Raw genomic sequence first — 21,465 nt, forward strand, 5'->3', positions numbered from 1 at the left:
TTGACCGAGCGCGCCGGCTGCCTGCGGCCGTCCGTCGCCGGACGGTGGTGCAGGGCGGGCACCGAGCAGGTGTGATCCACATCACTCATTTGGTGAGTCACCTCACCTTACGACTCGGAAACAGCGACCGCCCAGAGCCAGATTTGCGGGGAGGAGAGGGACCAGAGGTTGTACGGATCCGAGGTCGGCGGTGGTCGGGCCCGGGACGCGCGGAGCGCATAACGCCCTTCCCGACGGGTACTACTTCGGTACCGATCCACGTCGCCGCGGGAGGCGCCATGACCACCGACAACCAGGGCGACCGAACCGACGTCGACAAGGCGTTGCTCGGACACTCGACGTACCGCAGCCTCGGCGAGCAGCACCTCTCGCCCGCGGAGGAGCGATTCGAGAAGGGCCGCCGCACGATCGGGCTCTTTCTCGCCCCGCTGATCACGATCGGATTCCTCGCGCTTCCCCTCGACATTCCGCCGAACCAGCAGACGCTGGCGGGCGTGCTGCTCGGCGTCATCGTGCTGTGGGTGTCCGAGGCGGTGCCGATCCCGATCGGCGGGCTGCTCGGTGTGGCCGTCGTGGTGTTTCTGGGGGTGGCGCCTGCCGACGAGGTCCTCTCGGCGTTCGGTTCGTCGACGATCTTCACGTTCATCGGCGCGTTCATCCTCGCCCAGGCGATGCTCGAGCACGGCGTGGCGCGGCGGTTCGCGTTCCGGATCCTGACGCTGCCCCGGGTCGGCCAGTCCACCACCGGGGTCATCGTCGCGTTCGGCGTCATCACGTGCGGGCTGTCGGCGTTCGTGTCCAACACCGCGACGGTGGCCATGCTGCTGCCCACGGCCCTGGGCATCCTCGGGGTCATCGCCAAGGTGATGCAGCACCGCGGTGTGGTCGCTCCGGACTTCGACCCGTTGCGGCTCCGCGTCGGCGCCGCGATCATGCTGATGCTCGCGTACGGCGCCAGCGTGGGCGGCCTGCTGACGCCGGTCGGGAGCCCCCCGAACCTGATCGGACGGGGGCTCATCGAGGAGGCCACCGGGGAGCGGATCACCTTCGGGCAGTGGGTGGCCATGGCCGTCCCGATCTGCTTGGTGATGTTCATTGCGCTCACCTTCATCCTGCTGCGCCTCAACAAGCCGGAGATCCGGCGCATCGAAGGCGTCTCCGACTACCTGGCGGAGCAGCGCGCCGAAATGGGCCCCCTGTCCCGTGCCCAGAAGAACACGCTCATCGCGTTCGGGGTGACGGTGTCGCTGTGGATCCTGCCCGGCGTCGTCGCGGTGATCACCGGCAACGACTCCGACCGCTACGCGACGATCAGCGACCGCCTCGACGAAGGCATGGTGGCGGTGTTCGGGGCGGCGCTGCTGTTCCTGCTGCCGACCGACTGGGAACAACGCGAGTTCACTCTGCGCTGGCGGGACGCGGCGCAGATCGACTGGGGCACGATCGTCCTGTTCGGCACCGGCATCATCTTCGGGTCGCTGCTCGCCGACACCGGTCTCGCCGAGACGATCGGCACCTCGGTCGCCGATTCGCTGGGCCTGACGAGCGTCGTCGCCATCACGATCTTCGCCGTGCTCCTCGCCATCGCCGTGTCGGAGACGACGAGCAACACGGCGTCCGCGGCGGTCGTGGTGCCGATCGTGATTCCGGTGGCGATCGCGGCCGGGGTCAACCCGTTCGTCCCGGCCCTCGCGGCCACGTTCGCCGCGTCGTTCGGCTTCATGCTGCCGGTGTCGACGCCGCAGAACGCCGTGGTCTACGGCTCCGGAGCGGTACGGATCACCACGATGATCCGAAGCGGGATCACGTTCGACATCATCGGCGGAATCCTGATCATCGTCCTGCTGCCACTGATGGTCGCCGTGGTCGGTCTCGGCGCCGGCTGACGCACGGACGCGGTCGCACATCCCGCTGCGGTGGACGAGATCTGAGAGACTGGCCGCGGAACGATCGCGAGACCACGAGGGGGCAGCGGGAGTATGCGGGGGATCTTCGGACGAGCGGCCCTGGCCGTCGGCATCAGCGTCGTCGTCGCGGCGGGGGCCACACCGCTCGCCGCCGCGCAGCCGGCGCCGAGCGACGAACTCGACTGGGGGCCCTGCCCGGCCGAATACGAACTCGATCCGGCGTCCGAGCAGTGCGGGTCGGTCACCGTGCCCCGCAACTATGCGGATCCGGCCGCCGGCACGATCGACGTCCTCGTCACCCGCCACCGCGCCGAGGATCCCGCCGCGCGGCGAGGCGTGCTGTTCACCAATCCAGGTGGGCCGGGCGGAGACGCGATCGGCTCGAACAGCATGTTCGTCGACGTGCTGCCCGACGCGGTCCGCGCACAGTGGGACGTGATCGGTGTGCAACCGCGCGGTCTCCCGTACGCCGGTGCCGTCGACTGCGCCCTGTCCCCCGAGCAGACGACGGCGATGGGCCTCGGCTTCGGCGGCGCCGCAACGCGTGCCGCGTGCGAGTCCGCGGCGCCGGGCACCACGGCGCACCTGACGACCGAGAACACCGCGCGGGACTGGGAGCAGGTCCGGGCGGCACTCGGCGAGGACGTCATCGACATCTACGGCCTGTCCTACGGCACCATCCTCGGATCCACCTACGCGACGCTGTTCCCGCAGCACACCGGCCGGATGGTCCTCGATTCCGCGGTCGACCAGAAGTGGCTGTGGAACGACGTGCTGTGGCAGCAGAACGACGGTTACAAGGAACGCTTCTACGACCTCATGGACTGGGTCGCCGCCCACGACGACACGTACGGGCTCGGCGACACCCCGCTGAAGGTCTACCAGCGGTGGTCGGACCGGATCGTCGAGGAGGCGGGCGGCAACCCGACACTCGCGCCGCCGCCCGCGCAGGTGGGTGACGTACCGCCCGGCCTGGAATCGCTCGCCGACGCCTACCGCGGCGGGGTCGATCTGACCGGGCCTGCCCGGGTCCAGTTCGAGGCCTTCATCCGGGGCATCGCAAATCCGTCGCACACCCAGACGTCGTCCAGCATCTACGTGATGACACGGCAACTGCTTCCCGCCCGGAACAACTGGCCGCTCCTGGCCCGGGTGGTCCGCGACGGACCCGGCGCGATCCCCGAGGGTGCCGGGCTGAACGACCTGACGGAGCAGGAGTACGCGCGACTGCTCCAGTCCCAGACGATGCAGACGCTCGTGCTGTGCAACGAGAACACCGTCGCGGCGCGGCCGGACCGCATCCCCGGCTGGCTGTTCTCCACGTTCGTCACCGGAGATCTCTTCGACCTCATCGGGTACGGCTACAGCTCCGGAACGTTCTGCGCCGGCGCCCTGCCCGTCGCCGCGCCGCCCGCGTTGAGCAACCGGGGGCTGGCGACGCCGCCGCTCGTCCTGCAGGGCCTGCGCGACCCGCAGACGCCCTATCAGGGCGGAGTTCGACTCGCCCACGACATGGGGGCGAACCTCGTCACCGTCGGGGGCGGAGATCACGGCGCCGGGATCCAGGGCGGCAACGCCGTCGTCGACCAGGCCGTCACCGAGTACCTCGAGACCGGGCACACGAGCGTCACGGAGGCACCCGAGGCGCCGATCACCGCACCGCTGTGAACCCCGTCCGCGTCCGGACCGTCAGCGAACGTAGTCCGCTCCCGTGATGTCGACGGTGGCCCCGGTCGCGTGACGGGCACGACCGGACGCGAGGAAAGCGATCGTCTCGGCCACGTCCTCGGGCGGTGTGACCTCGCCGAGGGGTAGCGCGGCCGCGGCGCCGCTGGTCACCGCGTCGTCGGCGAGATCGGTGGCCACCCATCCCGGTGCCACCGCGTACGCGAGGATGTCGTCGCCGGCGAAGCCGCGGGCGACACCTCGGGTGAGCGCCAGGATCGCGCCCTTCGCGGCACCGTACGCCAGATGGTCGGCGTCGTCACCGCGATGGGAAGAGCGGCTGGCGACGGTGACCATGGCGCCGCCGCCGTGGTCGCGGAAGTGCATGATCGCGTACCGGGTCAGATCGGCGGGCGCGGTGAGGTTCAAGGCGAGGTTGCGAGTCCACCCCTCGTTCCACTCGGACTCGTCGTCGATCGGGGACGCGATCCAGGCGCCGGCGTTGTTGACCAGCACGTCGATCCGTCCGCACACACGCACCGCCTCCTCCCACACGTCGCGGGTGGCGGCGGGGTCGGTGAGGTCCCCCTGGACGAGGTGCACCCGGGTGCCGCCGAGTTCCTCGGCAAGGTTCTTCGCCGCGTGCGCATTCGACGCGTAGTGCACGACGACGGTGCCACCGTCCCGGTGGATCACGCGGGCGGTGGCCGCACCGATACCCCGGGACGCACCGGTCACCAGGACAGCCCTTCCGGCGAGCGGACCTGCCGCGAGGGCGCTCACGAGACAGCCTGCGCGCCGGTGATTTCCACGGCCGCACCGCAGAGGAACGGGGCCTCGTCCGACGCGAGGAACGCGACGAGCGCGGCGACCTCCTCGGGTCGCCCGATCCTCCCGAACGGGACCTTCGCGTCGAGATCGGCGACCGTCAGGCCCTTGCGGGCCAGGCCTGCCTCGAGCATCGGGGTACGAATCTCTCCGGGGCACACGGCGTTGACCCGGATGTTGTGCGGGGCGTAGTCGCGGGCGAGGTTCTGGGTGAAGGAGACCACGGCGGCCTTGGAGACGTTGTAGGCGACGTGCCCCGGGGCCGGGTACAGGCCCCACTGGGACGCGGTGTTGACGATGGCGCCCCCGCCTGCCCCGATCATCGTCGGCAGGACTGCGCGGCACAGGTGGAAGAGGGCGTCGACGTTCACGGCGAACGTGGCGGACCAGTCGTCCTCGGTCAGCGACAGAAGGTCGCCGCGGCGGTTGATGCCCGCGTTGTTCGCCAGGACGTCGATCCGGCCGTGGCTCTCGACGACGTCCGCGGCGAGTGCCGCGCACGCGTCGGGGTCGGTGACGTCGAAGACCCGGGCCTCGGCGAGCAGACCCCGCCCGGCGAGTTCGTCGGCGACGGCCTTGGCAGCTGCGTCGTCGGCGTCGCACACGAGGACGCGAGCGCCCTCGCCGGCGAACCGGGCGCTGATCGCGGCACCGATGCCGCCGCCGGCGCCGGTGACGATCACGACGTGGTCGTCGAACCTACGGTCTGGGTTGGGCTCATGGTCTAGCGGCTCCCGTTCGATCGGAGTGTCGGGGGGTGGTGCGGTCAGAACCGGACGGCGTCGATGAACTTGTTCAGCTCTTCGTTGTCGGACCTGGTGAACGCGAGTTCCGGCGTGGTGTTCACGGCGATCTCGCCGTCCTGGAAGAACACCAGGCGGTCGGCCGCCTTCGACGCGAAGGCCATGTCGTGGGTGACCAGTGCGATGGCGATGCCCTCCTCGGCCTTCAGGCGCCGCAGCACCTCGAGCACCTCGGCGGCCACCGGCGGGTCGAGCGCCGACGTGATCTCGTCGCACAGCAGCAGTCGCGGCTTCATCATCAACGCGCGGGCGATGGCGACGCGCTGGCGTTCACCGCCGGACAGCTGGGTGCACCGGCTGAGGATGTGCTGCTTCATCCCGACCTCCGCGAGCGCGGACTCGGCGCGGTCCCGTGCCTCCGAGCCGGACATGCCGAGCCGTTTGCGGGGCGCGAGGGTGAGGTTGTCGAGGACGTTCATGTGCGGCCAGAGGGTGTACGTCTGGAACACCATGCCGACGTGAAAGCTCTTGTCCGCCCACGCCTCGGTGCGCTGCTGGTCCTCGAAGACGCGGACGCCGTCGAAGTCGATGGTTCCCTCGTCGGGCTCGGTGAGACCGGCGAGCGCGCGCAGCATGGTGCTCTTGCCGGATCCGCTCTTGCCGATGATGACGGTGATGTCGCCGGCGTGCATGTCGAAGTCGACGTTGCGCATGATGGTGCGGCCGTGGAAGCTCTTCTGCAGGCCGCGGGCGGAGACGAGGACGCCGCCGATTTCGGTGTGGAACGGTGCGGTGGATTCGAGGGTTTTCATCGCTGGCCTCTGGTTCGGTTCGTGCGATCGGTGGGGGTGCGGTGGTCGGTCGTCATGCCGTCGCCACCCGTCGCCCGGGAATCATGCGGCTGAGGAAGCTCTGGCTGCCCGTTGCCCCGCGTGCCGAGTTCTGCTGCATGCGTCGTTCGAGATTGCTGGTGGCCAGGGAGACCGGGAACGCGACCGCGAAGTAGATCACCGCGGCGAGGGTGAAGACTTCCAGCGAACGGTACGTCTCGGACGAGATCGTGTTGGCGACGAACATCAGGTCCGCGACCGCGATCGTCGACACCAGGGCCGAATCCTTGAAGATCGAGATGTTCAGCGAGAGGATGACCGGCGTCTGCTGCCGAATCGCCTGGGGAACAATGATGTAGCGCAACTGCTGCAGTCGCGTCAGGCGCAGCATCTTGCCGGCTTCGACCTGCTCGACGGGCACTGCCTGGAATCCGCTTCGGTAGGCCTCGGCCATGAATGCGGTCAGGTTCGCCGACAGTGCGATGATCGCCGAGGTGAATCCGGAGATCGTCAGACCGGTGAGGGCGGGGAGTGCGTAGAAGATCCAGAAGAGCTGGACGAGCATCGGGGTGCACCGGAACACTTCGATGTAGGCCTGCGCCCCCCAGCGGACCAGTTCGATCTCCGACATCCGCGCGACCGCGACGGGCACGGCGAGGACCATGCTGATCGCGATGGTGACGACCGTGAGTTCGAGCGTGACGACCAGGCCCTCGAGCATCAGGGGAAACGCGTCGGCGACGATGGTCCAGTCGAATTCGTAGTTCATGGCTGCCGCCCCTACTTCTTGACCAGGTCGCCGAGATCGTCGATCTCGTGGTAGTCGACGTCGGCGTAGGCGCGGGCGAGTTGTCCGCTCTCGCGTGCACGCTCGATGGCGATGTTGATGATCTGCAGCGACCGCGTGTCGGTGTCGGCGGGGATACCGTACGCGGCCGACGCGGAGTAGATCGGCGGATTGGGCACGACGATCTTCAGGCTGGGATCGGCGAGGGTCTGGGCCTCGGCGGTCGGCAGATCGGCGAACTCCGCGATCACGCGACCTGCCTGGAGGGCGGAGAGCGCGTTGGAATAGTTGTCCACCGGCATGACGGTCAATCCTGTTTCCTGAACCGCCTTTTCAGGAGCGGAGCCCTGCGCGGTCGCGACGGCACCCCCGTCCGCCCTGATCTGTTCGGCGGTGGTGTGCGGCGAGTCGGCCTTCACCACGTACACCGCCTGGTACTCGTAGACCGGATCGGTGAACTGGATGGCCAGCGACCGTTCGACGGTGTAGTCGAGGTTGGCGGCGAAGTCGTAGCGATCGGCCTGCAGTCCCGCGACGATGTTCTTCCATTCGGCGGCCACCGGCTTCAGTTCCACCCCGAGTTGGTCCGCCAGCGCCCGCAGTGGGATGAGGTTCGGTCCCCCGAGCGTTCCGTCGGCGCCCTGGACGGTCATCGGCGCGGCGATTGCCACACCTACCCGCAGTTCCCCCCGATCCTTGATGTCGTCGATGAACGAGCCCTGCGGACCCCCGACGCCGCCGGACTCCGATCCGCTGCTCAGGCCGGCGCCGACGTAGCCGGATGCCGCGGCGACGACGCAGATACCGGCGACGCCGAGAACTCTCTTGGTGCTTTTTTGCATGACTGCCCTCTTCGTGTGCAGGGTGCAGGCGCCGTGGGGTGCGGCGGCACTGGGTCCGAATTCCGAGTTCGGTGAGGCGATTCGAGCGAAGCGCGTGTGTCTCCATGGCTCGGCTGGTGCGGAAGTCGGCGAAAGTGTGATCCACGCCGCATTTCCTCCTACGTAAGATTGTCAAACAATCAGACGGAGCGCAAGAGGTCGCGGAAGGTTTTCGAGACTTCGGTCGATCGGCGTCACCCGGACGAAACAAAACCATCGTGCGCAGAGGAGCCCACGGGCAGCTGAGCTGGGGATTGTCCGGTCGCGCCTGCGCCGGTGCGCGTCAGCCGACGGTGTGTAAATTTCGGGTTATCTCGGCGGCCGCAGCCTTCCGAAGGGGCCCGAAGCTCAGTCCGAGCCCTCGGCGGCCGCCATCAGTGCGACGAGTTCTTCGGCGCTGTCGATGGTGTGCGCGACGAAAGCCGCCCGGATCTTGTCGAGGTTGCGCGTGCGAATCGCGTCGACCAGCCGCTCGTGGACCTCGAAGGCACGCTGAGGGTCCGACCGGGTGAACTGGTCCTGCGCGAGCGCGATCGTGATGTGGGCCTCGGTGACCGGCCACAGCTTCAGCAGCAGGTAGTTCTCCGACGCCGCCCAGATGCTGCGGTGAAATCGCAGGTGGGCATCGTGCTGGACGAGCGGGTCGGGGTCGAAGGCGAGCCGCGCGTACTCGCGCCAGCTGGCCATCACCATCTCGAGGCGTCGGCCGGAGCCGTCGGCGAGGATCGCGGTCATCGCCTGCATGTCGATCGCGACGCGCGCCTCGGCGATGTCGAGGAGGGCCTTGGCGTCGAGAGACGCCACCCGCAGGCCGCGGTACGGCTCCTGCACGAGCAGCCCCTCCTGGGCCAGCTGGTTGAGGGCTTCGCGGACGGTAGGCCTGCTCACGCTCAGCGAAGATGACAGCTGGGCCTCGGTGAGCTTCTCGCCGGGCTGCAGGGCGCCGAGCACGATCGCGCGCTTGATCTCGGCGATGACGCCGTCGCGGCGGGTGGTCGAGGCGACCGGCAGCAGCGCCGAGGCACTGCTCGGTGCGACTGCCGCCGTGCCGTCGGCCGTGGCCGGTGACTTCGCCATGATCCGCCTTGTCGAGTGGGGACTTCCTTGAAACCCATTATGCATATTGCCTGACAATCCCGGACCTGGGACCCATATGGACGTAGAGAAGCCCCGTTCGATCACGGGAGGGACGCCAATTTCCCCAGCCGTTGACAGCGGGTCGACGGAGTGCTTAGTGTTGCCCATCACAAGCGCAGATTGTCTGACAAACTGCATCTCACATTTTTCGCGACCCACCGGTTGCATCGAAGCGCCGGTCGGCGCTGTCAGGAGGCTGAAGACATCATGCGAATCGTTGTTGTCGGAGGTGGTGTCGTCGCCTTGGCGAGTGCGTACCGTCTCGCCAAGGCCGGCTGCGAGGTCGTCGTACTGGAAGCCCGGACCGCGGGGTCGGCCGCCACCCACGGGAATGCCGCGAAGATCGCGCTGGCCGAGAGCGGGCCGGTCCCGGCGCCGGGCGTCATCCTGCAGGGACTGCGGTGGATGCTCAAGCCCGACAGCCCGCTCTACGTGAAGCCTTCGGTGGCACCGGATTTCATCAAGTTCATGCTGACGATGGCGCGGCACTGTAACGCCCGGGACTTCCGTTTCGGGCTGGAGACACACCTGCGGCTGGCGTCCGACGCGAACGACCTGCTCGACGAATACACCAAGGACGGCATCGAATTCGAGATGCACAAGGCCGGTGTACTGCTGGCGTTCGAGACCCGGGAGCGCTACGAGGAGCACTGCGGATCCCTGCAGATCTTCGAGGGCTTCGGCATGCACCCGACCCACCTGGACAGCGACGGCGTCCAGGAAACCGAGCCCGCGCTCAACCACCGGATCAAGCACGGCCTCTTCTTCGCCGACGACCGCCAGCTCGAACCGGACTCCCTCACCCGTGCGCTGGTCAAGCGCTGCGAGGAACTCGGGGTGCAGATCCGGGAGAACACCAAGGTGGGCCGGTTCCTGCGCCGGGGCTCCACCGTGACCGGTGTCGTCACCGACACGGGCGAGCAGATCGACGGCGACGCGCTGCTGCTCGCGGCAGGCGTGTGGAGTGGCCCGCTGTCGAAGGAACTCGGCGCCCCGATGCCGATCCGTCCGGGCAAGGGCTACAGCGTCGACTACAGTCCGGCGCCGATCAAGCTGAACACCTCCCTGACACTCGAGGACGCCCGCGTGGCGGTCACCCCGCTCGACGGCATGATCCGGCTCGCCGGAACCATGGAGTTCGGCGGCTTCGAGGAGAGCGTGAACCAGACCCGGGTCGCCGCCATCCAGCGTGCGGCCGCCGAGAACTTCGACGGCTGGGACAACCCGCCCGGAGCGGCGGCGCCGTGGGCGGGACTGCGTCCGATGACCCCGGACGGCCTGCCGATCGTCGGCAAGTTCGGGAACCTCGACAACGCCTACATCGCCTCCGGGCACGGCATGCTGGGCCTGACTCTGGCGCCGGGTACCGCCGAGATCATCACCGAAACCATTGTCAATCATCGTGTTCCGGAGATCGCCACCTCGATTTCGCCCAACCGCTTCCTGTCCCGGCGCGCCCTGCGCCGCGCCTGATCGGCCGTCTCGGCAGGCGCCTTCCGAGAAAGAAACCTCACGCCATGACGATCGCACAACCGGCTACCGGCACCGGCGTCGTCCGCGGTCTGCAGCCGATCAGCAGCGGCACGCGCCGGGAAGAAGTGGCCGACTCGATCCGCCGGGCCCTCCTGACGGGGGAACTGCAACCCGGCCAGCGGATCAAAGAAGTCGAACTCGCCGCCGTCCTCGGCGTCAGCAGGCCCACCCTGCGCGAAGCAGTGCACGTGCTGATTCACGAGGGAACCCTGATCCAGGAGCCGTACAAGGGGATTCGGGTGGCGCAGACCAGCCCGCACGCGTTGCTCGACCTCGCCGAGGTCCGTGTCTCGCTGGAGACCACGGCGGCGCAACGGCTGGCCGCCGACCCCACCCGCGGCGGACTCGACACCCTGCGGCAGGCACTCGACGCCCACCGAACGGCGATCGCCTCCGGCGACGTGGTGGCGTCCGACCTGACGCACCTCGAGTTCCACCGCACGCTGTGGCTGGCGTCGGGCAACGAGATGCTGATCAAGATCTGGCCTCTCGTGGCGGCGCAGATCCGCATGGCCATGACGGTCGACCAGGCCACCCGTTACGACCCCGACCGCGACCTCGCCATGCACGCCCGGCTGGTCGACGTCATCGAACTGGGGGACCCCGACATCATCCGGGCCGAAGTGACCCGGCACATCCGAAGCAGCGCAGAAGAAGTCGTCTCGATCATCGGCGACTCCGACCACCCCTGACACACAAGGAGACAATTCATGAGCACGCAGTTCAGCGGAATCCTCGCCGCGGTCGTCACCCCGTTGACCGCCGACGGATCGGCCGTCGACCCCGACGGCATCAAGCGTCAGGCCGAGCACATCATCGGCGGCGGCATCAACGGCCTCGTCCCCGGCGGTAGCACCGGTGAGTTCACGACCCTGTCCACCGACGAACGCAAGCGGGCGACGGAGCTGTACATCGAGGCCGCGGCGGGCCGGGTCCCCGTCGTCGCCGGCACCGGCGCACTGAGCACCGCCGAGACCGTCGAGCTGAGCAAGCACGCCGCCGACGCCGGCGCCGCCGCGGTGATGATCGTCCCGCCGTTCTACGACACCCCGTCCTGGGACGAACTGCTGACGCACTACAGCGCGGTGTCCGACGCGGTCGACATCGACATCATGTACTACAACCTCCCCTCCGCCACCGGGGTGGACCTGGCGCCGGCGCAGTTCGCCGAACTGGCACGCAAGACCCGCGTCAACTCCTACAAGGACACCGGCGGAGACGCGGCGAAGTTCGCGTCCGTGCTGAACCACCACGCCGCGGACATCACCGCGCTGAACGGCTGGGACACCCTCTCGTTCGCCGGGCTCGCCGCAGGCGCGAAGGCGTCGGTGTGGGGGACCGCGAGCGTCATCCCGCAGCTGTGCGCGGACTTCTTCGACGCCCTCGCCGTCCGCGGCGATCTGGTTGCCGCCCGGGAACTGTGGACGAAGATCTTCCCGATCTGCGAATTCCTCGAATCACACAACTACGCTTGCGCTATCAAGACCGGCCTCGAGCTCGTCGGCCAGGACGCGGGCCCGACCCGCCGCCCGGTGCTGCCACTGGCACCGGAGTTCCGGGACGAGTTCCGCCGCCTCCTCGTCGCGGCCGGCGTCAGCGTCGTCGAGAACTAGAACCGGTCGTCGAGAACTAGAACCGAAGGACGAGACCGTGATCCCCAGGCAGACCATCAACGCCGTCGACGTCCACGCCGCCGGCGAGCCCGGACGGGTGCTCATCGGCAGCCACCTGCACGTCAAAGGCGCCACCATGGCCGACCGGCTGCAGTACTGCCGTGAGCACCTCGACGATCTGAGGTTGCTGATGCTGCACGAGCCGCGCGGCTATCCCGGACTGTGCGCCGTCCTGGTGCTGCCCCCGGTCAACCCGGACAGCGACTTCGGCATGGTGGTGCTCGAACAAGGGGGATTCCGGCCGATGTCCGGGAGCAACCTCATCTGCGCCGTCACCGCGCTCCTGGAGACCAGCACCCTGCCGGTGCAGGAGCCGGTGACGAAGCTGAAGGTCGACACCGCCGTCGGTGTCGTGCACGTGCGCGCCGACATCGCCGGCGGCAGGGTCGTGCGGGTCACCTTCGACAACGTCCCCGCGTTCGCCGTGGCCATCGACCATCCGCTCGAGTTGCCCGAATACGGCACCGTCCCGGTGGACATCGTCTTCGGCGGGCAGTTCTTCGTCCAGGCCAAGGCCGCCGACCTCGGTGTCGAACTGGTGCCCGGCGCCGCGAAGGACCTGGCCCGCGCCGGGGCCGTGCTGCGCACCGTCGCGCAACGCGATGTCGCGGTCCGGCACCCGTTCAACCCGGACATCGACCACGTCGCACTGACGATGATCCACGGCCCGTCCCCGACCCCGGGGGTCTCCGGGCGCAACACCGTCGTCCTGCCCAACGGCACCGTCGACCTCGACGACCCGACGACGTGGACCGGCGCGCTGGACCGGTCGCCGTGCGGCACCGGCACCTGCGGGCGGATGGCCGCCAAGCACGCGCGCGGCGAACTGGCGCTCGGAGAGCAGTTCGTCCACGAGAGCCTGCTCGGCACCACGTTCACCGGCACACTCACCGACATCACCGACGTCGGACCGCACCGGGCGGTGCTGCCGTCGGTCAGCGGTCGCGGCTGGATCACCGGGTTCAACCAGTACGTCCTCGACGCGGACGACCCGTTTCCGCGCGGCTACACCCTGGGCGACCTGTGGGGCCCGGAGTCCCAGGGCGACGACGCCCGGCAACTACTCGACCAACTCGATCTGGAGAATTGATGACCACCCACGAGAAGCTGCAGTTCATCGCCGGGGAACGCCGGCACGGCAGCTCCGACACGGAGCTGACGATCATCGACCCGTCCACCGGTGAGCCGATCACCACCGGCCTGGCCGCGGCCACCGGGGATGTCGACGCCGCCGTCGCGGCCGCTCGCGCCGCGTTCCCGGGCTGGTCCCGCACCACGCCCGCCGAACGCTCGGACATCATGCTGCGCTGGGCCGAGGTCCTGCGGTCCCGCAGCACGGAGCTGACCGCCCTGGAGAGCCGCAACGGCGGCAAGGCGATCAAGCTGGCCGACGGTTTCGACATCCCCGGGGTCATCGACAACGTCACGTTCTTCGCCACCACCGCCCGCAATCTGGAGGGCACGGCGAGCGGGGAGTACTCCGGCGATCACACCTCGTCGATCCGGCGCGAGCCGATCGGCGTCGTCGGGTCGATCTCGCCGTGGAACTACCCGCTGCAGATGGCCGCCTGGAAGATCCTGCCCGCGGTCGCCGCCGGCAACACCATCGTCCTCAAGCCCTCCGAGCTCACCCCGCTGACGTCGCTGCTCTTCGCCGAGACCGCGAAGGAAGCCGGCGTGCCGGACGGCGTCGTCAACATCCTCACCGGGGCCGGACGGATCGCCGGACAGGCTCTGATCGAGCATCCCGATGTGGACATGGTCTCGTTCACCGGGTCGACGCCGGTCGGCAAGCAGGTCGCCGCGGCCGCGGCCGGCAGCGTCAAACGGGTCCATCTGGAACTCGGCGGCAAGGCACCGTTCGTGGTGTTCGACGACGCCGACATCGAGGCGGCCGCCCGCGGCGCCGTCGCCGGTTCGCTGATCAACGCGGGCCAGGACTGCACCGCCGCCACCCGCGCCTACGTCCAGCGTCCGCTCTACGAGAACTTCGTCCAGCGGGTCGCCGAACTGATGGACGAGGTGAAGGTCGGCCCCGCCGACGACACCGACACCGACATGGGTTCGCTGATCTCCTTGAAGCAGCGCGACCAGGTCGCGGCGATGGTCGACCGGGCCCGCGACTCCGGCGCGAAAGTGGTTCGCGGCGGCCGTATCCCGAAACACACCCCGACCGCGGGCGCGTACTACGAGCCGACGCTGATCGTCGACGCGACGCAGGACTCCGAGATCGTCCAGCAGGAGATCTTCGGCCCCGTCCTGGTCGTACTGCCGTTCGACACCGACGACGAGGCCATCACCCTCGCCAACGACACCCCCTACGGCCTCGCCGCATCCGCCTGGACGCAGAACGTGTACCGGGCGCAGCGGGCCACCCGGGAAATCCAGGCCGGGTGCGTGTGGGTCAACGACCACATCCCGATCATCAGCGAGATGCCGCACGGCGGCTACAAGGCCTCCGGATTCGGCAAGGATATGTCCACCTACTCGTTCGACGAGTACACCAACGTCAAGCACGTCATGTCCGACATTACCGGAGAGGCACACAAGGGCTGGCACGACCTCATCTTCGGCAGACACTGACCCCGAACACTTTTCAGCAACCCACCGGGGCGGGGTCGATCTCTTCTGCCGAGGAGGTCGACCCCCGGACACGATGGTCCCCGGCGCCCGCCGAAACCTCACGCCAATGAGAGCGGGCACCTGAATCCCCAAGGAGGATTCACATGAGCACATTACCGGATTCACCTTCGGCGCCCGGATCCCCGGACGCTCCCGATCACAAACTGAAGAGAACCCTCGGACTCTGGCAGCTGACGTTGCTGGGGGTCAGCACGCAGATCGGCTCCGGCTGGTTGTTCGCGGTGCTGTCGTCGGCGTCGGTCGCAGGCCCGGCCGCCATCCTGTCGTGGGTCCTCGGCGCGGGCCTGTTCATCGTCGTGTCGCTGACCTGGATCGAACTGGGCACCATGTTCCCGAGATCGGGTGGGATCGTGCGCTATCCGGCGCTCTCTCACGGTGCATTCGCCGGGTGGATCACCGGCTGGGGATACTGGATCGGCACGGTCTGCCTGCCCGCCATCGAAGCGCAGGCCGTCCTGACCTATCTCGGCGGCCGCTTCCCCGATCTCGGTCTGGTGAAGGTGGAGCAGGGCACCACCATCCTCGCCTGGCCGAACGGAATACTCTGCGGCATCGGTATTCTCGCGATCTTCTTCGTCCTCAACCTGTTCGGCGTGAAGCTGCTGGCGAAGGTCAACACGTATGTGACGATCTGGAAGCTCGTCGTCCCGTGCCTGACGTTCCTCCTGTTGTTCTTCGCGTTCAACTCGAGCAACCTCACCGTCGGCGGCGGCTTCCTCCCCACCGGCGCGGGCGGCATCGTGCACGCTCTCGCGATCGGCGGGATCGCATTCGGCTACCTCGGCTCCCGGCAGGTGCTCGACTACGGCGGGGAGGCGCGAAACCCCAAGCGCGACATCCCCTTGGCGATCGTGCTGTCCATCCTCATCCCGATGGTCGTGTACATCGGCCTGCAGATCGGCTTCCTCGGCGCACTCGACTGGTCCGATGCCGGGATCTCCGTCGGTGACTGGGCGGGTCTGCGGACCAGCGGCTGGGCGTCGGCCCCGCTGTTCCAGGCCCTCGGCGCGGCCGGATTCGGCGCCTTCGCCACCGTCCTGCTGATCGACGCCGCCATCTCCCCGGCGGGCAACGGCTGGGTCACCCTCGGCAGCGCCGCCCGGGCGTCGTACGCGTTCGGCATAGACAAGTACGCGCCGAAGGGTCTCGCCAAGGTGAACCGGTACGGCATCCCGTGGGTGTCGCTCGTGGTCGCGATCGTGGTCAGCGCGCTCTTCATGCTCCCGTTCCCGAGCTGGTACCAGCTGGTGTCGGTGGTGTCGGTCTGCCTGGTGCTGAGCTACCTGATGGGCAGCGCGATCGCACCGGTGCTCCGCAAGACCGCACCCCACGCGGACCGCACCTGGCGGCTGCCCGCAATCGGTTTCTGGGCGCCCGCCGGCTACGCAGCAGGCCTGTTCATCGTCTACGCCGCAGGCTTCGCGTCCCTCGCGCAGCTCCTGGTCATCGCATTCGCCGGGGTGAGCATCTACGGCGCCTACACGTCGGTGAACCACGGCTGGGTGCGCAGGCCCGCCGGGTGGTCCATCTCGGCGGTGTTCCTGGTCGTGTGGATCTACGTCAGTTCCCGCGGCGGATGGTTCATGAACACCACCGAGGTGCAGCGCGCCGGCAGCTGGTCGTTCCCGGTCTACTTCGCGGCGATGACCGCGGCACTGCTGGCCTTCGTGCTCGCGCTGCGGGTGGTGAGCACTCCGGCCGGCCGTCGTCACCTCGACGCCGGTGTCTGGCTGATCGCCACCCTCCTCGCGACGCTGCTGGTGTCCTACTACGGCGAATTCGGTCCTCTCGACGAACCGCCGCTCGCCGACTACTGGGACCTGCTGGTCGTGATCACGCTGGCCCTGGTCAGTTACGTGTGGGCCGTCCGCAGCGGTTTCCACACCGAACAACTCGACGCCGCGCTCGCCGACTCCGGATTAGCGGTCGAACCCGCCGCACCCACCCGCACACCGGCCCACCGGGCGACACCGGTCGCCGCCGTGCACGGACAGGAGGTCAACTCGTGAAGGTTCTCGTCGTCGGAGGCACCGGCCGCATCGGCACGGCGGTGGTGGACGCCCTGACACCCGACCACGACGTCGTCGTCGCATCCCGCTCCACCGAGGTCGCGGTCGACCTCCGGGATGCCGCGTCCGTCACCGCGCTGTACGAACGAGTCGGGACGGTGGACGCGGTGGTCAGCACCGCGGGTGTCACCCCGTTCCCCGCCTTCGGCGACACCACGACCGGCGACTTCCGGCAGGGTTTCGACGACAAATTGCTCGGGCAGATCGAACTGGTCCTGCGCGGGCTGCCGTTCGTCGCCGACGGCGGCTCGTTCACCCTGGTCACGGGGGTGCTCGCCCGCGAACCCATTCGCTCGGGTGTGGTCGCGTCGACCGTCAACGGGGCCCTGGAGGCGTTCGTGAAAGCGGCCGCAGCCGAACTTCCGCGCGGCATCCGCATCAACGCGGTCAGCCCGAGCGTCGTCACCGAAGCACTCGACGTCTACGGCGACTTCTTCCCCGGATTCGCGCCCGTTCCCGCCGCCGACGTCGCACGCGCGTTCATCAAATCGGTGGCCGGGATCCACACCGGCCGCGTCTACGAACTGGGGTAACGGCAGCAACCGTCAAACCTCACAATCTGGACCTCAGAGGCGCACCGGAACTGGCACTGTGCTCCCCACCGCACCCTCCATACAGTGTTGTGCATCACATCAACAGTTCAGTTCGCGGTGGATCGTCTCCTCTTTCTCCGCCGGCACTGTTCTCCGTTCCAACCGCCGGTGATCCGACCCGGATCGCGATGGCGACCTGACGTTTCCGGTCAGCGCACAGTGGAGGAAAACGTGACTGCAACACCACCCCCGGCCCAATCCCAGGACTCCGGTCTCGGGAAGGGTCTGAAGAAGCGGCACATGAATCTCATCGCCCTGGGCGGCGTGATCGGTGCCGGATTGTTCGTCGGCAGCGGTGTCGTCATCGAGAGCGCGGGCCCGGCGGCGATCGTGTCGTTTCTCATCGCGGGGGTCATCACGCTCCTGATCATGCGGATGCTGGCGGAGATGGCCGTGGCCAAGCCGGTGGTCGGATCGTTCTACGTGTACGCCAGGGAAGCGCTCGGCAATCGCGCCGGATTCTCCGTCGGCTGGATGTACTGGTACTTCTTCGTCATCGTCGTCGCCGTCGAAGCCATCGCCGGTGGCCGAATACTCCAGCTCTACCTGCCGTCCGCGCCGCTGTGGATCCTCAGCCTCGGCCTTCTCGTCATCCTGACCTGCACCAATCTGGTGTCGGCCCGGTCGTTCGGCGAGTTCGAGTACTGGTTCTCGTCGATCAAGGTGATCGCGATCGTCCTCTTCCTCGGTCTGGGTGCCCTGTGGATCACCGGACTGTGGCCGGACTCGACCCCCGGGGTGGCGAACCTCGTCGATCACGGCGGATTCGCTCCGCTCGGCTGGGGCGCGGTACTCGCCGCGGTCGTTCCCTGCGTCGCCTTCTTCACCGGCGCCGAGATCGTGACCATCGCGGCCGCCGAGTCCGCGGAACCCAAGAAGGCCGTCGCCCGGGCGATGCGCTCCATCGTGGTCCGGATCATCACGTTCTACGTCGGATCCATCTTCGTGGTCGTCGCCGTGGTGCCGTGGAGCGCCGAAGCCGTCGGCGTCAGCCCCTACGCGGCGGCCCTGTCCGCCCTGCACATTCCCGGGGTGGCCACGATCATGAACGTCGTCATCCTCACCGCGGTGCTGTCCTGCCTGAACTCCGCCCTGTACACGTCCTCGCGGATGCTCTTCGCCCTCACCCGCAACGGCGACGCCCCGCACATGTTCACCCGCCTGTCGGGTGGCGGAGTGCCCCGGCGCGCCATCCTCGCCGGGACGGTGATCGGATACGCCTCGGTGATCGCCGCGTTCGTCTCCCCGGATCTCGTGTTCTCGTTCCTGGTCAACTCGTACGGCGCCGTGGCGCTCTTCGTCTACCTCATGATCGCGATCTCCCAGGTCGCGCTCCGCCGGAAGCTGGAGGCGCAGGATCCCGAGGCACTCAGCCTGAAGATGTGGCTGTTCCCCTGGCTCAGCTACGCGACCATCGCGCTGATGGGGACCGTCATCGCCGCCATGGCCGTGCTCCCCACCACCCGTTCGCAGTTCTGGCTGAGTGTGGTGACTCTGGCCTTCATCCTGATCGGCTACGAGTTCCGCCGGCGCAGCCGCACCAGCGCCGAACGCCTCGACACCGTCACCCCGCCCGCGGAACCGGCCGCCGAACCCGCCGCCACGGGTGCCGAAGCGGAACAACTCGTCGGAATCGTGACGCGCGAACAACACTGACACACGCCTTGTCGAAGAGGGGCAGGGACCGCACCGGCGGTCCCTGCCCCTCTTTTGTGCCCCCGATGCCACATCGGCTTTTTCCGGCACGACCCGCCGCGAATCGGGGCACACTTGCAGAAGACCTCGGCGGAGGAGGACACCGTGTTCCACCGCGGAGACGACGTCGTCACCGAAGAACACTCGCTCGACGAGTCGCTGCTCGTCGAGCCCGACTCCCGGCGCCGGCCGTGGCGGGAATTCCTCGTCTCGACCCCGGGACGGCTGTCCGTGCTGGGAATCGTGCTCGTCACCGCGGCGCTGGCGACCGGGGCGGTCACGTCGGCGGCGATCGGCGCCCGGCAACAACGCATCGAGACGCTGCGGACGCACACCGAACCCCTCACCTACGCGGCCGAACGGCTCTACAGTTCGCTGTCCATCGCCGACGCCGCGGCGGCCACGTCGTTCATCTCGGGCGGCGTCGAGCCGATCGCCGTCCGCAATCGGTACAACCAGGCGATCGGGGACGCGTCGAATGCGCTGGTCACCGCGTCGAACGGGGTCGACTCGACCGACGCCGCCGCCCTCGCCCAGTTGTCCGAGGTGTCCCGGAACCTCGCCGCGTACACCACCCTGGTCGCGACGGCCCGCGCCAACAACCGATCGGGCAACCCGGTCGGCGTCGCCTATCTCAGCGACGCGTCCTCGATGATGCAGGACACGATCCTGCCCGCCGCCGAGCGTCTGTACTCGGAGCAGTCGAGGGCCGTCGCCGACACCCAGGTCCTCACCGGGCGGCTCCCCAGAGTCGCGTTCGCCGCCACCGTCGCCCTGCTCGTCGCGCTCCTCCTCGCGCAGGTGTACCTGGCGCGCAAGAGCAAACGCCGCATCAACCCCGGCCTCGTCGTCGCGTCCCTGCTCGCCGCCACCCTCCTGGTCTGGCTGGCAGGCGCCAGCCTGGTCTCCACCGCGGCCACTGATCGGGCGAGAACCGAAGGGGCGCAACCACTCGCGACGATCACCCAGGCGAGGATCCTCGCTCAGCAGGCCCGGGCGGACGAGACCCTCGCGCTGCTGCAGCGTGGATCCGACGAACAGTCCGAGATCGACTACGCCCACCGCTCCGCCGCGCTGGCCGACGTGCTCGCGGGCCTGCAGGGCGGTTCTCACGAACCGGGCGCCACGCAACCAATCGACGAGGCGGTGACGGCACTCGGCGACTGGCGGCACGCGCACGACATGCTGGAGCAGAGGCTGGAGGTGGGGGACTACCCGGGGGCGACGGCCGTCGCGATCGGCCCCGCGGACTCCGCGTCTCCCGCGACGTTCGCGGCCCTCGACGAGGCGCTGCAGCACGGTATCGACAGCTTCCGCGGCGAGGAAGTCGACGGAATGACCGAGTCCTTTCGCTCGTTGTCGCTGCTCGCGGTGGGTAGCATGGTGATCGGCGTGCTCTGCGGGTTCGCCGTCGGTGGGGGGATCTGGCCCAGACTGAACGAGTACCACTGATGACGCGGGTGAGGCGACCGAGACGGCGGACGTGCCCGCGCGCCCTCATCCTTTCGGCTGCCGCGGCCACCGTTCTCGCGGCCGGATGCGCCGCCCCGCAACCCCTCACTCCCATCGCGAGCGGCGACTACTCCGAACAGCCGTTGACGAACGGACTTCAGATCCATCCGCCGACCGGCGACGTGCCCGCGGAACCACCCGCACCCGACTCCTGCGGCGCGCTCGCGAGTCTCCGCCCGGTCACCGCGCCGGACGTCCGGGCGCCGGGAAGCGCACTGGCCGAGATCACCGCACGCGGCAGGCTCGTCGTCGGGATCGACCAGAACACCAACCTGTTCAGTTTCCGGGACCCGACGACCGGCATGCTGATGGGATTCGACGTCGACGTCGCGGGTGAGATGGCGCGGGACCTGTTCGGCGACCCCAGCAGGGTCGAGTTCCGCCTGCTCACGTCCGGCGACCGTTTCGACGCCCTCGCGAAGAAGGCCGTGGATCTCGTGGTCAAGAGCACGACGATCACGTGTGAACGGTCCGAGCGCGTCGCCTTCTCCACCGTGTACTTCCAGGCGTACCAGCGACTGCTGGTGCCGAAGGTCTCCGGCATCTCCGGCCCGGAGGATCTGGCGGGCAAGCGCGTCTGCACCGTCGCCGACACCACCTCACTGGACACCGTTCGCCGGGTGCAGCCCGAGGCCACGATCGTGACGGTGCCCGACTGGGACGACTGCCTCGTGACGCTCCAGCAGCGTCGGGCCGACGCCGCGAGCACCGACGACTCCATCCTGGCCGGGCTCGCCGAGCAGGATCCGAATCTGGAGATCGTCGGCCCGCCGCTGCAGTCGGAGCCGTACGGTATCGGGGTCAACAAGGGCAACGAGGATCTGGTGCGCTTCGTGAACGGGACGCTGGATCGGATGCGCGCAGACGGAACGTGGATGAGGCTCTACGACAGCTGGCTGACGGTACTCGGACCCGTCACGGGACCGCCGACCGCCACCTACCGGGACTGAGGTGTCACCGACCGTGAGC

At 68.4% G+C, this 21,465-nt stretch carries 18 protein-coding genes; 12 read left to right on the top strand and 6 right to left on the bottom strand.

The window, feature by feature from the left end; all coding sequences use genetic code 11:
- Positions 1 to 278 precede the first annotated feature (278 nt).
- A complete protein-coding gene (locus tag CJ179_RS41860) occupies positions 279 to 1,886 on the top strand; it encodes a DASS family sodium-coupled anion symporter (RefSeq protein WP_095865376.1) in 1,608 nt (535 codons plus the stop codon).
- Positions 1,887 to 1,979: 93 nt separating this feature from the next.
- Complete coding sequence (locus CJ179_RS41865) at positions 1,980 to 3,575, top strand: alpha/beta hydrolase (RefSeq protein WP_257016054.1); 1,596 nt, start codon at positions 1,980 to 1,982, stop codon at positions 3,573 to 3,575.
- 21 nt (positions 3,576 to 3,596) lie between these two features.
- Here the strand turns inward: CJ179_RS41865 and CJ179_RS41870 are convergent, their stop codons facing one another.
- From CJ179_RS41870 to CJ179_RS41895, 6 genes are all read right to left on the bottom strand, one after another.
- Positions 3,597 to 4,355 (bottom strand): SDR family NAD(P)-dependent oxidoreductase, encoded by a 759-nt coding sequence (locus tag CJ179_RS41870; protein ID WP_095865377.1) that lies wholly within the window; start codon positions 4,353 to 4,355, stop codon positions 3,597 to 3,599.
- Positions 4,352 to 5,170, bottom strand: a complete 819-nt coding sequence (locus CJ179_RS41875; RefSeq protein ID WP_257016137.1) for an SDR family NAD(P)-dependent oxidoreductase — start codon at positions 5,168 to 5,170, stop codon at positions 4,352 to 4,354. The genes CJ179_RS41870 and CJ179_RS41875 overlap by 4 nt, the downstream gene beginning before the upstream one ends.
- Entirely contained in the window at positions 5,167 to 5,955 is a 789-nt protein-coding gene (locus CJ179_RS41880) for an amino acid ABC transporter ATP-binding protein (protein WP_072942507.1), read from the bottom strand. The genes CJ179_RS41875 and CJ179_RS41880 overlap by 4 nt, the downstream gene beginning before the upstream one ends.
- A 52-nt stretch (positions 5,956 to 6,007) precedes the next feature.
- The gene (locus CJ179_RS41885; protein WP_095865378.1) at positions 6,008 to 6,742 is read right to left on the bottom strand and encodes an amino acid ABC transporter permease; all 735 of its coding nucleotides are present in this window, start codon (positions 6,740 to 6,742) and stop codon (positions 6,008 to 6,010) included.
- Between the two features lie 11 nt (positions 6,743 to 6,753).
- On the bottom strand, positions 6,754 to 7,602 hold the full coding sequence (locus tag CJ179_RS41890; RefSeq protein WP_072942510.1) for an ABC transporter substrate-binding protein: 849 nt from the start codon (positions 7,600 to 7,602) through the stop codon (positions 6,754 to 6,756).
- A 387-nt stretch (positions 7,603 to 7,989) separates the two neighbouring features.
- Positions 7,990 to 8,718, bottom strand: coding sequence for a GntR family transcriptional regulator (locus CJ179_RS41895; protein ID WP_095865379.1), 729 nt, complete (start codon positions 8,716 to 8,718; stop codon positions 7,990 to 7,992).
- Between the two features lie 267 nt (positions 8,719 to 8,985).
- On the opposite strand from CJ179_RS41895, the gene CJ179_RS41900 reads away from it, so the two are divergent.
- The 10 genes from CJ179_RS41900 to CJ179_RS41945 all read left to right on the top strand — a co-directional run bounded on the left by CJ179_RS41900 (position 8,986) and on the right by CJ179_RS41945 (position 21,446).
- Positions 8,986 to 10,251, top strand: coding sequence for an FAD-binding oxidoreductase (locus CJ179_RS41900; protein WP_072942512.1), 1,266 nt, complete (start codon positions 8,986 to 8,988; stop codon positions 10,249 to 10,251).
- Between the two features lie 44 nt (positions 10,252 to 10,295).
- Positions 10,296 to 11,003 (top strand): GntR family transcriptional regulator, encoded by a 708-nt coding sequence (locus CJ179_RS41905; protein WP_072942513.1) that lies wholly within the window; start codon positions 10,296 to 10,298, stop codon positions 11,001 to 11,003.
- Between the two features lie 18 nt (positions 11,004 to 11,021).
- On the top strand, positions 11,022 to 11,924 hold the full coding sequence (locus tag CJ179_RS41910) for a dihydrodipicolinate synthase family protein (RefSeq protein WP_095865380.1): 903 nt from the start codon (positions 11,022 to 11,024) through the stop codon (positions 11,922 to 11,924).
- Between the two features lie 37 nt (positions 11,925 to 11,961).
- A complete protein-coding gene (locus CJ179_RS41915; RefSeq protein ID WP_095865381.1) occupies positions 11,962 to 13,074 on the top strand; it encodes a proline racemase family protein in 1,113 nt (370 codons plus the stop codon).
- Positions 13,074 to 14,567, top strand: a complete 1,494-nt coding sequence (locus CJ179_RS41920; protein WP_095865382.1) for a gamma-aminobutyraldehyde dehydrogenase — start codon at positions 13,074 to 13,076, stop codon at positions 14,565 to 14,567. The genes CJ179_RS41915 and CJ179_RS41920 overlap by 1 nt, the downstream gene beginning before the upstream one ends.
- A gap of 143 nt (positions 14,568 to 14,710) precedes the next feature.
- Positions 14,711 to 16,636, top strand: coding sequence for an APC family permease (locus tag CJ179_RS41925; protein ID WP_095865383.1), 1,926 nt, complete (start codon positions 14,711 to 14,713; stop codon positions 16,634 to 16,636).
- Positions 16,633 to 17,229: a short chain dehydrogenase gene (locus CJ179_RS41930; RefSeq protein ID WP_095865384.1), complete on the top strand. Its 597-nt coding sequence runs from the start codon at positions 16,633 to 16,635 to the stop codon at positions 17,227 to 17,229. The genes CJ179_RS41925 and CJ179_RS41930 overlap by 4 nt, the downstream gene beginning before the upstream one ends.
- Before the next feature lie 300 nt (positions 17,230 to 17,529).
- Positions 17,530 to 18,945 (top strand): amino acid permease, encoded by a 1,416-nt coding sequence (locus CJ179_RS41935; RefSeq protein ID WP_257016138.1) that lies wholly within the window; start codon positions 17,530 to 17,532, stop codon positions 18,943 to 18,945.
- A gap of 144 nt (positions 18,946 to 19,089) precedes the next feature.
- Positions 19,090 to 20,436 carry a hypothetical protein gene (locus tag CJ179_RS41940; RefSeq protein ID WP_095865673.1) on the top strand — a complete coding sequence of 449 codons (1,347 nt, stop codon included), beginning with the start codon at positions 19,090 to 19,092 and terminating at the stop codon, positions 20,434 to 20,436.
- Positions 20,436 to 21,446, top strand: coding sequence for a glutamate ABC transporter substrate-binding protein (locus CJ179_RS41945; RefSeq protein ID WP_095865386.1), 1,011 nt, complete (start codon positions 20,436 to 20,438; stop codon positions 21,444 to 21,446). Before CJ179_RS41940 ends, CJ179_RS41945 begins: the two co-directional genes overlap by 1 nt.
- Positions 21,447 to 21,465: the final 19 nt, after the last annotated feature.

Source organism: Rhodococcus sp. ACS1, from assembly GCF_002300155.1.
Classification (GTDB): domain Bacteria; phylum Actinomycetota; class Actinomycetes; order Mycobacteriales; family Mycobacteriaceae; genus Rhodococcus_F; species Rhodococcus_F koreensis.

Coding starts and splice junctions, on each gene's coding strand:
- CJ179_RS41860 (WP_095865376.1), top strand. CDS start 279: ATGACCACCGACAACCAGGGCGACCGAACCGACGTCGACAAGGCGTTG.
- CJ179_RS41865 (WP_257016054.1), top strand. CDS start 1,980: ATGCGGGGGATCTTCGGACGAGCGGCCCTGGCCGTCGGCATCAGCGTC.
- CJ179_RS41880 (WP_072942507.1), bottom strand. CDS start 5,955: ATGAAAACCCTCGAATCCACCGCACCGTTCCACACCGAAATCGGCGGC.
- CJ179_RS41885 (WP_095865378.1), bottom strand. CDS start 6,742: ATGAACTACGAATTCGACTGGACCATCGTCGCCGACGCGTTTCCCCTG.
- CJ179_RS41890 (WP_072942510.1), bottom strand. CDS start 7,602: ATGCAAAAAAGCACCAAGAGAGTTCTCGGCGTCGCCGGTATCTGCGTC.
- CJ179_RS41895 (WP_095865379.1), bottom strand. CDS start 8,718: ATGGCGAAGTCACCGGCCACGGCCGACGGCACGGCGGCAGTCGCACCG.
- CJ179_RS41900 (WP_072942512.1), top strand. CDS start 8,986: ATGCGAATCGTTGTTGTCGGAGGTGGTGTCGTCGCCTTGGCGAGTGCG.
- CJ179_RS41905 (WP_072942513.1), top strand. CDS start 10,296: ATGACGATCGCACAACCGGCTACCGGCACCGGCGTCGTCCGCGGTCTG.
- CJ179_RS41910 (WP_095865380.1), top strand. CDS start 11,022: ATGAGCACGCAGTTCAGCGGAATCCTCGCCGCGGTCGTCACCCCGTTG.
- CJ179_RS41920 (WP_095865382.1), top strand. CDS start 13,074: ATGACCACCCACGAGAAGCTGCAGTTCATCGCCGGGGAACGCCGGCAC.
- CJ179_RS41925 (WP_095865383.1), top strand. CDS start 14,711: ATGAGCACATTACCGGATTCACCTTCGGCGCCCGGATCCCCGGACGCT.
- CJ179_RS41935 (WP_257016138.1), top strand. CDS start 17,530: ATGAATCTCATCGCCCTGGGCGGCGTGATCGGTGCCGGATTGTTCGTC.
- CJ179_RS41945 (WP_095865386.1), top strand. CDS start 20,436: ATGACGCGGGTGAGGCGACCGAGACGGCGGACGTGCCCGCGCGCCCTC.